The organism is Bacteroidota bacterium, from assembly GCA_018692315.1.
Classification (GTDB): domain Bacteria; phylum Bacteroidota; class Bacteroidia; order Bacteroidales; family JABHKC01; genus JABHKC01.
The window spans coordinates 16,154-33,439 of sequence record JABHKC010000016.1 but is presented as its reverse complement, the minus strand read 5'-3'; the positions used below and the strand labels follow the sequence as shown (position 1 = coordinate 33,439).

Annotated in this window: 11 protein-coding genes; 4 read left to right on the top strand and 7 right to left on the bottom strand. The window is 31.7% G+C overall.

All coding sequences use genetic code 11. From position 1 onward, the window contains the following. Window positions 1-464: 464 nt before the first annotated feature. The 4 genes from HN894_00990 to nth all read left to right on the top strand — a co-directional run bounded on the left by HN894_00990 (window position 465) and on the right by nth (window position 9,887). A complete protein-coding gene (locus HN894_00990; protein ID MBT7141882.1) occupies window positions 465-2,648 on the top strand; it encodes a T9SS type A sorting domain-containing protein in 2,184 nt (727 codons plus the stop codon). Between the two features lie 206 nt (window positions 2,649-2,854). After that, a complete protein-coding gene (locus tag HN894_00985; GenBank protein ID MBT7141881.1) occupies window positions 2,855-6,580 on the top strand; it encodes a PKD domain-containing protein in 3,726 nt (1,241 codons plus the stop codon). 444 nt (window positions 6,581-7,024) lie between these two features. After that, complete coding sequence (locus HN894_00980; protein ID MBT7141880.1) at window positions 7,025-9,172, top strand: T9SS type A sorting domain-containing protein; 2,148 nt, start codon at window positions 7,025-7,027, stop codon at window positions 9,170-9,172. 73 nt (window positions 9,173-9,245) lie between these two features. Beyond that, the gene (gene nth / locus HN894_00975) at window positions 9,246-9,887 is read left to right on the top strand and encodes an endonuclease III (GenBank protein MBT7141879.1); all 642 of its coding nucleotides are present in this window, start codon (window positions 9,246-9,248) and stop codon (window positions 9,885-9,887) included. Window positions 9,888-9,921: 34 nt separating this feature from the next. On the opposite strand, the gene HN894_00970 is transcribed toward nth, so the two are convergent. The 7 genes from HN894_00970 to HN894_00940 form a co-directional block, all read right to left on the bottom strand. Further along, window positions 9,922-11,244, bottom strand: a complete 1,323-nt coding sequence (locus HN894_00970; GenBank protein MBT7141878.1) for an O-antigen ligase family protein — start codon at window positions 11,242-11,244, stop codon at window positions 9,922-9,924. Between the two features lie 158 nt (window positions 11,245-11,402). Further along, window positions 11,403-12,431: a hypothetical protein gene (locus tag HN894_00965; protein MBT7141877.1), complete on the bottom strand. Its 1,029-nt coding sequence runs from the start codon at window positions 12,429-12,431 to the stop codon at window positions 11,403-11,405. 104 nt (window positions 12,432-12,535) lie between these two features. Further along, window positions 12,536-13,819 (bottom strand): tyrosine--tRNA ligase, encoded by a 1,284-nt coding sequence (locus HN894_00960; protein ID MBT7141876.1) that lies wholly within the window; start codon window positions 13,817-13,819, stop codon window positions 12,536-12,538. A gap of 80 nt (window positions 13,820-13,899) precedes the next feature. Further along, window positions 13,900-14,067, bottom strand: a complete 168-nt coding sequence (locus tag HN894_00955) for a type II toxin-antitoxin system RelE/ParE family toxin (GenBank protein ID MBT7141875.1) — start codon at window positions 14,065-14,067, stop codon at window positions 13,900-13,902. Between the two features lie 91 nt (window positions 14,068-14,158). Then, window positions 14,159-14,350, bottom strand: coding sequence for a hypothetical protein (locus HN894_00950; protein ID MBT7141874.1), 192 nt, complete (start codon window positions 14,348-14,350; stop codon window positions 14,159-14,161). Window positions 14,351-14,630: 280 nt separating this feature from the next. Next, the gene (locus HN894_00945; GenBank protein ID MBT7141873.1) at window positions 14,631-15,905 is read right to left on the bottom strand and encodes a HAMP domain-containing histidine kinase; all 1,275 of its coding nucleotides are present in this window, start codon (window positions 15,903-15,905) and stop codon (window positions 14,631-14,633) included. Window positions 15,906-16,000: 95 nt separating this feature from the next. After that, a complete protein-coding gene (locus tag HN894_00940) occupies window positions 16,001-17,284 on the bottom strand; it encodes a lipopolysaccharide biosynthesis protein (protein ID MBT7141872.1) in 1,284 nt (427 codons plus the stop codon). Between the last annotated feature and the right edge of the window lie 2 nt (window positions 17,285-17,286).

Genomic DNA, 17,286 nt, shown 5'->3' with positions numbered 1-17,286 from the left:
TCAGGCGTAAAAATAAGTAATTATTAAATATTTCCGAAAACTAAGTTACTTTTTGTCAGAAATTAAAAAGAGAAGAATATAAATATTAGAGTTAATAATGAACATAAATTGTAACATAATTTTGTATGAAGTGTAATAATATCCAAATTATTGTTAAACATATTAATATTCAAACTATTTGCTTCGTTCCAATAAAGTAAAATTTGGTGTTTTAGATTGAATTTTGGTGTTAATTATTAGTTCATTGAAATCTTCAATTGATGGAAAATCGAAATAATATTTTCTTCAAAAAAGAAATAGTATTTTTAAATTGTACTCTTTGCAACAAAACAAAAATCATTGTAGTCTTAAAATGTATTAGGTTAAAATCCTAAATATTTGTGAAAAATGGAATATACTTTGTAAATGAAACTTCAAATATCTATATTTGTATTTATTTTTTTATTAACTAAAACTAATTGCGTATGAAAAAAACATTAATGCTATTTAGTGTGTTATTTGCTTTAGCCTTTAGCACATTTGGCCAAGCTCCCATTGTTTCTATTTCGTCTGAAATAGCAACTGAAGAGTTTGGCGAAACTAATCCAGTTCCTCTTAACCCACTATGTGGCTTAGATGCCATGTTTAATTGGTATGATATTGGAAACTACACTTTCGATTTTGAATTAGTAAATCAATATGCAAGTGCTGGCTACATTATTGATTGGGATTTTGGAGATGGAGGAATGGCAAGCAATGCCGATTATGTAAGCTACACATATTCTTTTGGTGGCTTATATGATGTAACTTGTACTGTAACCGACCCTTATGATCCTACTTGCTTTGATTCATATACAGAAACAATCAGTATCTGTAATGTAGATGCAGATTTTTCTTGGGTTGACCAAGGCAATATGACCTTTGATTTTGCAACTGTTGGAACATTCAGCTCTAATGAATTTTCTATTGATTGGGATTTCTATGATGGAAACTTTGGTTCAGGTATGAATATTACACATTCATTTGCTGCTCCAGGTACTTATTTCGTTGAATGTACAGTTACTTCATTATTAGATCCTACTTGTACTGATGTAGTAACTTACGATGTAATTGTATCAAGCTCTGCACCATGGACATTACCAGCATTAACTGGCACAAACCATACAATCTTAGTACCATCATTAGCTGGTATTACTGTTGATGGAATACCAATTTCTGATGGAAGTTACGTTGGTGTGTTCTTTAATGATGCAAATGGCGACTTAATTTGTGGTGGATATACATATTACGAGTCCTTAACTGGAAATAATATGTTCATTACCGCATGGGGTGCCGATATAGGATTTGATGGATTTGCCACTGGCGAAGAATTCAAATGGAAAATTTGGGATCTAACATCAGCAACTGAATTTGATGCTAGTGCAATTTACAATTTATCTGGTGCATTCCCTAATGATGCATTCTTTGTGGCAAATGGTATGAGCGGAATTCAATCATTGAGCGCAATAACTGTTCAGACTCAGGACCTTATAGCAGATTTAGGTTGGAACATTGTTTCGACTTACATAGATCCATTCGAACCTGGAGTTGATTCAGTCTTTGCTTCTGTTTCTTCTGAAATTGAATTAGTTAAAGACGGATATGGAATGGTTTATTGGCCTGCTTATGGTATCAATGCTATTGGAGATTTTACAATAGGCGAAGGATATCAGGTTAAAATGTTTTCAACACAAGTCATTTCAATAACTGGTCTTATGGTTGCTCCTGAATTAACACCAATTACAATTCCTTCAGGGTGGAGTATAATTGGTTATTTACGTCATTCTGCAGCACCAATTGATGTTATGCTGAATCCAATAGTAAATAATATTACAATTATCAAAAATAGTTTTGGTATGGTTTACTGGCCATTGTATGGAATTAATGCAATTGGCAATATGGTTCCTGGACAAGGATATCAATTCAAAATGGATGCTACAGATATTCTGACATATCCAGCCAATACTGTAACAAGTACTAAGTCTGATGTTTATGTGCCAATCCCTATAAATTATAATGACATCCAAAATACCGGAAGCAATATGATTTTAGGAATACCACAACAAGCATGGGAAATTCTACCTTCAATAAATAGTGAGATAGGTATTTTCAACCAAAATGGCGATCTTTTAGGAAGTTCTGTTTTTACAGGATCTAACCTTTCTGTAGCTATTTGGGGAGACGATTTCTCAACTAATTCAAAAGAAGGTATTTCAAATGGTGAAACATATTCTATCGTTTTATGGGATCAACTCATGAATGAAGAATATCATCTTGAAGTTACAAATTGGATTGAAGGAAATGAGCAATATTTAGAAAATGGAATAAGTGTTGTTGGGGAGTTTAAAACCTCATCATTCATTTCAAACTCTTCTGAATTGCTTCAAAATGTACCAAATCCATTTAGTACTACTACAACTATAGGATTCTTTTTAGCAGAAAAATCTGATGTTCACATTGGAATTTACAATGTTGTTGGAGAATTACTTGAAGTATTAGTTTCGCAAGAATTTGAATCTGGAGAGCATACTATAGAATTTAATGCTGATAAATTTGCTTCTGGTGCATACCATTACAAAATAATCAGCAATAACTTTACAGATACAAAAAGCTTGTTGATTCAGAAATAAAGCTTAAAATTCGAATTTTATAATTTGAATTGATGATATTAATACCCTCACAATACTTTGTGGGGGTATTTTTTTTGTCGGAAAAATAGAAAAACCTCAAATAATAAAAAACTGCAACTATATTGATTTTTTAACAGTCTTGCTCACTAGTAAATTATACTTTTGTATTTCAATTTATTTATAACTAATTAATCAAATTATCGCGTATGAAAAAAAATTTAATGTTATTCATTTTGCTAATTGCTATGACAATTAGCACATTTGGGCAAATTTATTGTAGCGCTGGAAGTGCTTCTCAATCCTATGAGTACATCAGCAATGTAAATTTTGGCTCAATTAGTAATTCATCCTTTGTTGATAATGGAGGATATACAGATTTCACCACATTTTCGAACGATGTAAATTTTGTTTTAGGTTCGCCTCTATCTGTAACAGTATCAAACTTGTATTCAACAGATGATGTCAAAGTTTATATCGACTGGAATCAAGATGGTGATTTCATGGACGCAGGCGAAGTGCATAATACAATTAATGCTGGCTCAACATTTAATGCATCCATTCTTGCTCCAGCAAATGCAATTGCAGGAGTAACAACTATGAGAATTGTTCTATTTGATTCAAGCTTCGACACAAGCGATCCATGTACAATATTTACATATGGCGAAGTTGAAGACTATTCTGTTAATATAGTAACATCTGGTTGTATTGTAGATGCCATGTTTTCATGGTATCCGTCTGGCTTTATGAGCTACGATTTTGCACTTAATACTCAATTTGCAAGTGCCGGCTATTTTGTTTCATGGGACTTTGGAGACGGAGGATCAGCTAGCAATGCCGACAATCTTAGCTATACATACTCAAATGATGGTACTTATGATGTAACATGCACAGTTACTGATTTGAATGATACATCATGTACAGATTCATACACTAGTACAATTGCAGTTTCATCTTTAGGATGCGATTATATAATTGCACTAAATGATGATTATGGCGATGGATGGAATGGAGGAATGTTAAACATCAGTGTTAATGGAACTTTAGTTATCCCTAATGCAACATTATTAACTGGCTATGGACCTGGAATATACACCTTGAACGTTTTAACTGGAGATATAATAAGTACAAGTTATTCTCCAGGAAGCTGGGCATATGAAAACTCATATGACATCTATGACGGAGTTGGAAATTTAGTATTTTCAGATGGTTTAGGTGGCGTGAATCCCACCGGAGGATCTGTTACAGTTTCTTGCGATACAGTTGTTATTCCTACAGGTTGTTCAGCAGCTCTTGATTATGGATATGTAAACGATCCATTTGTAAGCGGTTCTATCATTTCCTATGGAGAAATGTGGTATTATTTTGAAGTGGACAGCCTATATCCACTTGTTACAGTTTCTCTATGTAACTCAGACTCAGCTTTCGACACAAAATTAGAGGTATGGGATGCTTGCGGAGGAACTCAAATTGGTTATAATGATGATTTCTGTGGATTGCAGTCGCAATTAGAATTTGCAAATCTTAATATTGGAACCTATTACGTAAAAGTATATGGTTATACCAATTCGTTTGGAAATTACGAATTAGATATTTTTAGTACAGATTCTATACCTTGTATTGTAGATGCTTCTTTCACCTGGTGGGAAGAAAACGGACTGGAAATGGGTATGTACACAAACTATATTTATAACAGCTCAGGTTATTATGTTGAATGGACATTTGGTGATGGGACAATGACATCAGGTGCAGACTGGGTTTATCATACTTATCCTGCAGCAGGTTCATATTATGTTGAAGTTTATGTAGAAGACCTTAATAATCCTAATTGTAATGACACACAAGGACAATGGATTTACACTAGTGCCGGATCTACTTGCACAGTGAACGCAGATTATGATTGGACGGATTTAGGAAATGGAGAATATTCATTCTACACATTAACTCCTTATTCTGCAAGCGCTTATAATATTACTTGGGACTTTGGCGATGGAGTAGTTGTTAATAATAGCAATAACAATATTAGCCATACTTATTCGGCTTCGGGTACATATTTAGTATCTTGCTTGATTGAAGATGTGAACGATCCTACATGCTGGGATCAGATAGATTATTGGATTCAAATAAATGTCTCAATTCCTTGTACTGCTGATGCAGATTTTACTTTCACTGACCAAGGGAACATGACTTTCGACTTTACAACTATTGCAAATATAAACCTCAGTGAATTTGGCGTTGATTGGGATTTCGATGATGGAAACTCTGCATATGGTTTATCAACAATCCATACTTTTGCTTTGCCCGGAAGTTACGATGTTAGTTGTTTTGTATATTCATACTCTGATACTTCATGTCTTAATATAGTAACTTATACTATTGTTGTATCAATGCCAGCACCATGGACAGATCCTACTATTACTTCTTCCAATCACACAATTTTGATTCCTATATCAGCAAATATTACAATTGATGGAATTGCTGTCTCAGATGGCAGCTATATAGGTGTTTTCTACAATGATTCTATCGGAGATTTAGTTTGTGGAGGATATACATATTATGAAACAACCTCAGGAAATAATTCGTTTATTACCGCATGGGGAGCAGATATTGGATTCGACGGTTTTGCAAATGGCGAAGAATTTAAATGGAAAATCTGGGATATAACAACAGCCATCGAATTTGATGCTACAGCGGCCTATAATATGTCTGGAGTACTCCCTAACGATGCTTTTTTTGTTGCTAATGGAATGAGCGGTATAGTCTCCTTGAGTGCAAATAGTATTGAAACCCAAGACATGATAATCAACTCAGGTTGGAATATTATTTCAACTTATATTGACCCATTTGAACCTGCATTAGATTCTGTTTTTACGGTAATTGCCTCAGAAGTGGTAATTGTAAAAAATGGCATTGGAATGGTTTATTGGCCACTCTACGGAATTAATAGTATTGGGTACATGGCTATTGGAGAAGGATATCAAGTAAAAATGAATTCAACACAAACTCTTACTGTAGAAGGAGCAGCAGTTGTACCTGAAATCACACCTATTAATATTCCTTTTGGATGGAGTATTTTTGGCTACTTACGTCAATCACCGGCATCAATTGAAACTCTGTTAAATCCAATTGTGAACAATATTACAATCGTTAAGAATGCTATTGGTCTGGTTTATTGGCCTCTATACGGAATCAATAGTATAGGAAATCTAATTCCTGGTCAAGGATATCAGATAAAAACCGATCTTGCTATTGTACTTACATATCCTGCAAACTCGATTTCACTTAAATCCGAAATTTTAATTCCAAGCCCATCTAAATATACAAATGTTTCCAATACGGGTAACAACATGACTCTTGGAATTCCACAACAAGCATGGGATTTAGTACCTGCCATAAATAGTGAAATTGGTATTTTTAACAATCAAGGAGAACTACTCGGAAGCACGGTTTACTCTGGCGAAAATATCTCAATTGCTATTTGGGGAGACGATTTTACAACAGATGAAATTGAAGGGATTGAAAATGGAGAATCATATTCAATTATTCTTTGGGATCAAGTTTCAAAAAAGGAATATAAACTTGAAGTTCTGAGCTGGCTTGAAGGAGATGAGAATTTCGTGAACAATGGAATAAGTGTTGTAAAAGAATTTAAAACTACATCAGCTATTCAAATGTTAAGCTCACTGTATCAAAATGTTCCAAATCCATTTAGTCATTCAACAACTATTGGATTTTTCTTAGCGAAATCTGCCAACGTTAAAGTGAAATTATATAATTCAGTAGGAGAACTTCTTGATGTATTAGTTTCAGAAAATTATGAAGAAGGTGAACATTCAATAGGGTTTAGTTCTGACAAATACTCTTCAGGTACGTATTTTTACAGAATTGAAACAGAGAATTTTGTTTCGACTAAAAGCTTATTAATTCAGAAATAATCTGATTTTAAGCAAAATATTAATTAATTCAAAACCTCACAATTCCGATTGTGAGGTTTTTTTTGAATTTAATAAAATTCACAAACAATTTAACTTTATCAAATTAATCTCGTAACAAAATTAGCGTTCTTAAAGCACTAAATTGTTAAAGAAAAATCCTTAATCAATACGAGTAAACTATACATATTCAGAAATATATAACTTTTTTTTGTATTTCGAAAATTTCGCTAATATTGGATTATTAAGTTGAACCTAATACCTTGCAAATGTTAAAAAATAATTTTTTTTAATATAATGTTTGGTTTTATAAAATTATTAGCATAATTTAGATGATTAATTTTTTTGATAAAAACATTTATATGAATAGTACAAATTGACTATAAATAAATTTATAATAGATTAAATATTAACTAAATAGACAAATAAATAACTAAATTAATAAGTATGGAAAAGAAAAATTTTACAAAAATTTTATTAGTGCTAACTCTTTTATTCACTTTCGGGTATTCGAGTAGTATTTTTGCACAGACGACCTGTCCTATACCAACAGATTTAATTGAAACAAACATCACAACAACAACTGCTGATTTGGAGTGGACAGAAAATGGAACTTCCTCAACTTGGTTTATTGAGTGGGGTACAACTGGTTTTTCATTAGGTTCAGGAACCCTAATTTCCGGTATTACAACTACAAATTACCAATTAATTGGACTGTTGCCATCTACAACTTATGATTGGTACGTAAGTTCGGATTGTAGTGATTGGGCAGGACCAAGTACGTTTACAACACTAAATTATCCTTGTAATGCCGATGCAGACTTTACTTTTACTGATCAAGGTAATATGCAATACTATTTTGCTACAATTGCCAATATAGACCTTGCAGAATATGCAGTTGATTGGGACTTTGATGATGGTAATGTAGCATCAGGAATAGATGCAACTCACACATTTGCTGCTGCTGGCAGTTATGATGTAAGTTGTTATGTTTATTCACTTGTTGATCCAAATTGTACCGCTCTTGTTACATATACTGTGGTTATATCTTCTGGATTACCATGGCCTGAACCAACAGTTACATCAACTAATCATACAATTCTTGTACCTGTATCTGCAAATATTACGATTGATGGCACTCCTATTGCTGATGGCAGCTATTTAGGTGTATTCTTCAATGATGCAAATGGAGATTTAGTTTGCGGTGGATATGTTTATTACGAAACAAACGGTAACAACTTATTCTTATCAGCTTGGGGAGCAGATGTAGGTTTTGACGGATTTGCAGCTAACGAAGAATTTAAATGGAAAATTTGGGATGTAACCACAGCCTCTGAATTTGATGCTGATGCGACTTATGATTTATCAGGAGCATTCCCTAATGATGCATACTTTGTTGGAAATGGCATGAGCGGTGTTGCTTCATTAAGTGCAATAACTTCTCAAACTCAGGATATCGTCATAAATACTGGTTGGAATATCATTTCAACATACATTGATCCATTCGAACCTTCTTTAGATTCTGCTTTTGCAGCTATTGCATCTGAGGTAATAATCGTAAAAGACGGTTTAGGAATGGTTTACTGGCCATTATACTTTATTAATGCTATTGGTGATTTAACTATTGGCGAAGGATATCAAGTTAAAATGACTACAACTCAAACACTTTCTGTAGTTGGATATGCAGTTGTTCCAGAACTTTCACCTATAAGTATTCCAGAAGGATGGAGTATTTTTGGATACTTACGTCAATCACCTGCTTCAGTTGAAACATTACTAAGTCAAATTGTAGCAAATACTATTATTGTAAAAGATGCGCTGGGTATGGTTTATTGGCCATTCTACGGTATCAACGCAATTGGTGATTTAGATCCTGGACAAGGATATCAGATTAAAACTGATCTTGCTGTAACTCTTACTTACCTTGCAAACTCAGTTTCCTCTAAAACAGAAGTTTTCATTCCAACACCAGTTAGATATACCGAAACTTCAAATACTGGAAACAATATGACTCTTGGAATTCCTTCAAAAGCATGGGATACTACTCCATCACAAAATAGCGAAATAGGAGTATTCAATTTAGATGGTAAATTGCTCGGAAGCACTGTTTATACAGGAGAGAATATCTCAATAGCAATCTGGGGAGATGATTTTACAACAGACGAAATTGAAGGAATAGTAGATGGTGAGAATTATTCAATTGTTCTGTGGGACTATGCTACAAATGATGAATATCAACTTGAAGTAGTTAGCTGGATAGAAGGCGACGAATTTTTTACAAACAATGGAATAAGTGTTGTTGAAGAATTTAAAGCAACAGCTCTTACTAATTCTTTAAGTGCCTTGTACCAAAACATGCCTAATCCATTTAGTCAGACAACTACTATTAAATTCTTTTTAGCTGAATCTTCTGATGTTCAAATAAAATTGTACAATCCAGTTGGTGAACTATTAGAAATATTAGTTTCTGAAAATTATGATGCAGGAGAATATCTTATCGAATTCAATTCAGGTCATTATGCTTCAGGTACATATTATTACAAAATTGAAGCAGAAAACTTTGTTTCAACAAAAAGCATGATAATTCAGAAATAATCAAAATTTTAAGATAACTTATTAAAATAATCAATACCCTCACGAGAAATTCGTGGGGGTATTTTTTTGTATTATGAAAAAAGCGGATAGATTTAAAAATGTTATTAACTACTTTGAAATACATAAACCTGTTGCAGAAACCGAACTTCATTACAAAACAGCCTATGAACTAATTGTTGCAGTAATCCTTTCGGCACAATGCACAGATAAAAGAGTAAATATTATTACACCTGCATTTTTCACAAAATTTCCAAAATGCTCAAACTTGGCTTTGGCAGAATTTGATGAGGTATTTGCACTAATTAGAAGCTGCTCTTATCCAAATTCTAAAACGAATTATCTAATTGGAATGGCTCGCACTTTAGTTGAAAAATTCGATGAAGAAGTTCCTTCAACCAGAGAGAAGTTGCAACAATTGCCTGGGATAGGGAGAAAATCTGCAAATGTAATTCTTTCAGTAGTTTTTAATCAACCAGAAATGGCTGTAGATACTCATATTTTTCGTGTATCAGCAAGAATTGGCTTAACAGAAAATGCCAAAAATCCTTACGAAACTGAAAAGCAACTTGTAGAATTTATTGAAAAAGATAAAATTCCAATTGCACATCATTGGTTAATTTTGCACGGAAGATACACTTGTGTAGCCCGAAAACCAAAATGCAAAGAATGTGGATTAACTGAATACTGTCATTTTTTTCAAAAAAACAACAAATAGAAATTGAAAATTAAGTAGATCAAACTTATAAATATCATTTTTCAATATTCGATGATTCCTTATTCTTATTGTGATAAACATCAAATGCTACAATAATTGCGGTAAATCCCCAAAATGGTGCAGAAGCCTTATCGGTATCAAGAAAATTATTTAAAAATCCATGAAGATAGTAAGTAATAAGTCCCAATAAAGTGGTTAATAATAGAATCTTATTTCCACTGTTTTCTAGCTTTTTATAAGTTTTTATTGCAGTATAAATAGTTGCAAAAATAATTATCAGAAAACTTAACGAACCAAAAATTCCGGATTCTGCAAGAGGTCCAATATATTCGCTATGAGCATTTCCCATATCACCAGCATTAGTACTAATAAAAGTTTTTTCGTAGGAAAACTGAAAGGGAGCATAATTGAACATATATGTTCCGGGTCCCCACCCCAATATTGGTTTTTCAGCAAACATTCGAAGTGCACATTTCCAGCGATTTATCCGTTCAAGATTTGAAGCATCGGTAGCAATATTAGACATAGATTTAATATGCTCTTCAATGTCTTCCGATGAATCTTGTTTATTTTGTTCCAGTTCAACAAAAATTTCAGTGCTAAAGGATATTAAAAAAACAATTAAAATCCCGGCAACTATCAAAATATATTTAAATTTAATTTTAAAGATTACCAATGTCAAAACACCTATTGCCCCTACTAAACTCAACCACGCAGCACGTGTATATGAAAAAACCAAAGCAGTAAAGAATATTACAATAACTACCCAAATTAGAAATTTTGTACGTGAAGAATAAATCTTATTAAATACAAACCCAAATAATAAAGGAATAAACATAACTATCAATGCACCATATGATGTATGGTCGTTATAGAATGGCCGAACTACCCAATTTGAAGCTTCCTGATTGAACAAACCAAATGTGCTGTGGCGAAATAATGAATATGCAATAACTATAATAAATGGAATAATGTACAACCAAATGAAATAATTAATATTATTTATTTTAGTAAAAACCTGTGTTGCAAGGAAATAGAATACAACAACAAACCATAATCGCGACAAAAGAAATTTGAATGAAACCATAGGAATTGTGCTACTAATACTAGTAAACAAAATCCAAAACAGATTGAAATATATCGCAATCGAAATTGGATGAACTAAGATTTTCTTATCAAATTTTTGTTCAAAAAGGATTTTGATAATAAACAAAATCATTATGCCAAATAGGATCGGTTCTGTTGGCATATAAATGTCGATACCAATATCTCCAACAAATTCGGACAGAGGAACCGAAAGTGGAACGAAAAATACTATTAAAAGAACAACTTTTTCAATAGAAAAAAAAGTTAGCATGACTATTAATAATAAAAATGGTATCAAAGCAAAAAAATAAATTTCATTATACATGAATATTGCATTCAGAATTATGAAAATTATTGAGAACTTATAAAAATTTTTAAAACTAATAAGGTTTGTCATTTGTTTACGAAAGACAGTTTTGGTATCGCAAATTATTTAATATTCTTATTAATCATTGGATGACTTCTCAAGGTGTCAATTAAAATTAATAATATTAAAGCAAATATAAAAGTTGAGAAAGTTGACAAACTAACAATCAACCATCTTATTGGTTTCGATTTTTTTTCGGCTGCAACAGCTCTATCCACAATATATTTGTAGGGCAATTCATGTTCTGCATCAATTTTTGCTTCTATATATTTCTGCTTCAAATTACTAAGTCGTTCAATTTCATATATTAAGCGATCACGAATTGCAACATACTGCCCACCATATTTCGATAGGATGTCAATTTTTTCTTCCAATTTTTTTATATTTTCAGTTTTCCCTTGAATTATTGCTGTAGCAAGAGCATCGTTAAATACTTCCGATTGTGATTCGTAATTATTAATTCCTTTGGTCCTAATTATGTTTATTGAATCTTCAAGAATTTTTATTTGATCAATCAAATCGAAATACTGTCTCTCTACAATATTGAGAACCATTTTTGCCCTATCTTTTTGCATTTTACTCATAGCTGTATCAACCAGCGATGCAATTGTATTAGCAATATTGGCAGCAGTTATTGGATCTGTATCTAAAACTTCAATCTCGATCGACATAAATTCTGTTCTTTTGAAAGTAACATTGTCGCTAAACTTTTTGTGCAGTTTTGTCAATTTAAACTGCGCAGTTGAATCAATTTCGTAATGTTGCAGCAATCCAAATTTCTTAATTATTTTGTCTCGAATACCATCGGAATGCAGCACCTGTAGCATCTGTTCAACTTCCTCTTCTTCTCCAAATTTCAAAATGTTTTTCCGATTATTATTCATAGATAATAAATCATTTGAAATTGAGGAAGAAGATGCCGGAAACATTACAACTGTCGATTTATATCGAGGAGTTATTGTCAATGCCACAATAATAGAAGCTATGGCTCCCGAAATTGTAATTATCAATAAGGGTTTAATATATTTTATTATAAAACTTATTAAATCCGAGGAATTAAAATCATAAGTTACTTTCGATGTGTTATCCATTTTTTATACTTTTTCTGTTGATTGAAACAAAGAAATCTCTCATCGTTTCAAATTTGTTTCTATGAAAATAGAATTATTTTAAATTCATAAAAAAACCAAATATTTTATTCCAATATTATTAGATAGTAATTTTTCTTTCCTTTTTGAACTACTATATATTTATCGCCAATCAAATAATTGCTATTCATTGATAATTCTGCATCGTTAATTTTGATTTTATTGATACTAACTCCTCCACCCTTGATCATTCTTCTTGCTTCTCCTTTCGATTTAAAAACCTGAGTATCAAACGATAATAAATCCAAAATATTAACATTATTCTCAATTAGATTTCTACTAATATTAAATTTTGGAACTCCTTCAAAAACTGCTAATAAAGTTTTTTCGTCAATTTTTTTAAGAGTATCGAAAGTTCCTTTTCCAAACAGAATTTGTGAAGCATCAATGGCAATATCATAATCGGTTTCGCAATGAACCATACATGTAATTTTCTTAGCTAAAGTTTTTTGAAGTTGCCGTAAATGCGGCGCTTCGCTATGTTGTTTCTTTAAATCTTCAATTTCATTTTCAGTGAGTAAGGTGAAAATTTTAATATATTTTTCTGCATCAATATCAGAAATATTCAACCAAAACTGATAGAATTTATATGGAGATGTAAGTTTTGGGTCAAGCCAAATGTTTCCATCCTCAGTTTTTCCAAACTTCGATCCGTCCGATTTGGTAATTAGTGGGCACGTCAAAGCAAAGGCTTCACCTTGAATTTTTCGTCTGATAAGTTCAGTTCCTGCTGTAATATTTCCCCACTGATCGGAACCTCCCATTTGAAGTTTGCAGTTTTTATTTTCATATAGGTAAAGAAAATCGTATGCTTGCACTAATTGATATGAAAATTCTGTAAAAGAAAGCCCGGTTTCAAGTCGCTTTTTTACTGAATCTTTAGCAAGCATATAGTTTATTGTAAGATGTTTTCCAATATCGCGAACATAATCGAGAAAACTAAACTCTTTCATCCAATCATAATTGTTCACAATTTCTGCATAGTTTGGCAGATTATCAGAATCGAAATCAAGAAATTTCATCAATTGCTTTTTTAAGCAGCTCTGATTATGACGAATTGTTTTTTCATCTAAGAGGTTTCTTTCTACCGATTTTCCTGATGGATCGCCAATCATTCCTGTTGCTCCACCAATCAGTGCAATAGGCTTGTGTCCAGCCAATTGCATATGCTTCAACATCATAATCGAAACCAAATGCCCAATATGCAAGGAATCAGCTGTTGGGTCAATACCAACGTAAGCACTTGACATTTCTTTTTGGAACTGCTCTTCTGTTCCTGGCATAATATCGTGTATCATGCCTCGCCATTTTAATTCTTCAACAAAATTCATCTACGTATAATTTTTGGCAAAGATAAAAAATAGCTTTAGTTCATCTATAAATAAATATTCTGATAATAGATTCGATTGGTTTATTTTTTATAAACGTCCTTTCTATGTCTTACATGATATACTGTTACTACTTTTATTAAATTCTCAACTTCGTATATAACTCTATAGTTTCCAACTCTTAATCTATAACTCTTTTCAGTTCCTTTTAGTTTTTTGCATTTATTTACTGGAAATGGGTCGTTTGCCAAAGATTATATAGCGCTGATTATATCATCAATATTATGTTTAGCAATTTTCCTAAAATCCTTTTCAACAGAATGAGTAATTTCTATTCTATATCTACTCATTGCTCTTTAATTCATTTCTTAGTTCTGTTAGGGATATTTTTTTTTCATCTCGTCTTTCTGCAATAACAAGCAAATCATTGTAATCTTCAAGTAATTCTTCGTATTCTTTAGAGGGCAAAACTACGAACGCATGCAAACCTTCGGCATTTTTAAGATATTGAGGATGCAATTTTTGTGATGTAATCATGACAAAATATTTAAATTAATACTGTTTACAGTTTATTTATAAAATGAACGTTTCAAAAATATATATTTCTAATCATTGCAAATACTTAACAGACATTGCATTGTTTCAGATTTAGTTTTTTCAGTCAATTGTTAGCATTCCATGTGCAAAATCAAATCCATTTCCTATTAGTATAATCCTGTTCATTAATCCTATGTTTATATCTATTAATTGAAATATAATATAAACTATAAAGATAATCATAAATTAAAAATGATTTTTTAACCTACAATCAATTTCAACTAAAAGGCAAAAATACAGTAAACCTGCTACCTTTATTAAACTCACTATGAGCACGTATTTTTCCGCCATGTGCTTCAATAATACTTTTAACATAGTGTAAACCAAGCCCAAAACCTTTAGTATTATGAATATTTCCAGTAGGGACTCTATAAAATTTATCGAAGATATATTTTAAGGTATCTTTTGTCATTCCAATTCCATTATCTGCAACACTGATAAAAATACCTCTGCTATTGTTATTAGTTGTAATACTAATAGTTTTTTCCTCTTTCGAATACTTATTTGCATTGTCAACCAAATTGTTAATCACATTGCTAATATGCAAAACATCTATATCAACCTCAGTTTGTTTTGCTTTTAGTTTATAAACTAATTCGACTGGAAGTTCGCAATGATCGAGGCATAAACTGTTTACAGTTTCCTGAATAAGTTCATGAATATCAATTGTTTCAATTTCGAGATTATATTTTCCTTTATCAAGAATTGCCATTTGCAAAACTCTTTCAACCTGTTTTCTGAGTCGAGAATTTTCATCAAAAATTATTTGAGAATATTTTTTTATTCTTTCGAATGATGAGAGTTTATCCGATTTTAATAAAACCTCGCTTGCCATAGATATTGTAGAAATTGGAGTTTTGAACTCATGTGTCATATTATTTATAAAATCGTTTTTTATTTCAGACAATTTCTTTTGTCGAAATATTGTTGAAACTATAAATATGAAACTGGCAACGACTATTAACAAGAAGAAACCAGAGAAGAACAGCCAAATCAAGAGCTCAGATAATATAAAATTGCGTTTTTCAGGAAAAAATGTTATTAGATTATAGCATTCCTTTTTCCAAATGCAAGACAAGCAAGTTTTGTGAGCACTAAAAGAAATATTTTTTGAAATTATATTATCGTCGCCAAAAAGAGTTTTACTCTCATCGCATTTTACAATTACATATTCATAGATGGTATCAACACAAAATATCTCAAAATACTTATTCAGCAAGGAATCTACAACCACCGTATCTATAACATCTCCAATTTTTGCATTAAAGTATGTACATTCCAAGCTATGATCTTCAAGCTCAACTTTAAATTTTTCGTTGTTTAGTTCTACCAAATCGTCAACAACTTTTTGAAGTGCCAGAGCTACCCGATGATCGTATTGTTGTTCGGCAATTGATACTGCATTTTTTATCCAAAACAGTTGAATAAAAATCAAGCCTGTCAGGGCCATGGCTGTAAGAAAAATAATTATTTTTATTGTGAGCTTTTTCATTTTGCGAAAGTATTTGCAAAAATACAGATATAATAATGTTTAACAATTTATTAACTGACAGTAAAAATTTACAATTGATTTTCTGGTATCTCTATTCAACTATCATTATTGACAGATTTTGAAATTTTAAACAGATAAAACATTAAAAAAACATTAAAACCCAAGCCTACCAACGAAAATAGAATTATGGAAACAAAAAAACTGTCGAAATAAAAATATCCACAAAACAAAGCCAAAAATCTAAATATAATAAGAAAAATATCATAAACCAACATTTGTTTTTGCTTATTCAAAATGGTTATCACAAATGTTATTGGAGAATTCAGGAACATAACAAAGAGCCATGGAACCAAAATTTGTGCAAATTGTCCTGAGATTTCCCATCCTTCTCCAAGGAATAAATTGAAAAGAATCGGTGCAAATATCATAGCAATACCAAAAGGAACAATTGATATTTTTAGCAAATTAATGTATGCTTTTTTAATAAAAGCGAACAAATCTCCATCTCTATTGTAAATATCTGATGCTTGTTGATAAAAAACCTGCCCAATACTTTGACTTAGCATTCCCATTGGAGTACCTACAATTCTCTGAGCCATCCCAAAATGAGGAGTGATATGGCTACCGAAAAATTTTGTCAATAAAAATATTGGAAGATGATTTGACAAATTATTCAACAAGCCGATTAAAGTATTTAATTTTGGAATATCACGATACTTTTTTGCCAAGCTAAGCATATCACTAAAACTAACATCTGCTAACAAGTTTCTTTCGTTTTTCAAAACTCGAAATGTTATGAAACTTGCCGAAAAAAATTGTCCAATTAACATTCCACCAATCATTCCGAAATTGTTTGTTGGCATAAGTCCGGCAGAAACTTGGGAACTTGCAGCAGAAACCGATTTACATACTTTTGTGTATGAAATTGATTTATAATCTTTTACTCTATTACACCAATAATTAAACGATTGAAAAATTCCAAGAAAAAATATGCTTATTGGAACAAAAAACAACCAATTTTCAATACCCTTTTCACCAATAAGTATAGAAATTTCCTTTGAAAAGAAAATGATAATAACTAACAAAACCAAAGAAACCACAATCGAAATAATTATACTGAGTATCAGAACATTAACTGCATCTTTTCTGTTGGAAGGTAAAACTATTGCAAGCTCCATCTGCAAAGTTGACAAAACGGATAAAACCATTACAATAGATGAATAAATAAAAAAAATTGCGAAAACCTCAGTAGAATATAGTCTGGTTAAAACAGGGAGAATTAATAATGGTATGAGTTGTGCAAGAAATGAACCTGAAAATAGGGTCAATACATTTTTGACAAATTCATTTCCAAAATGTTTTTTAATAAAGTCCTGCATAA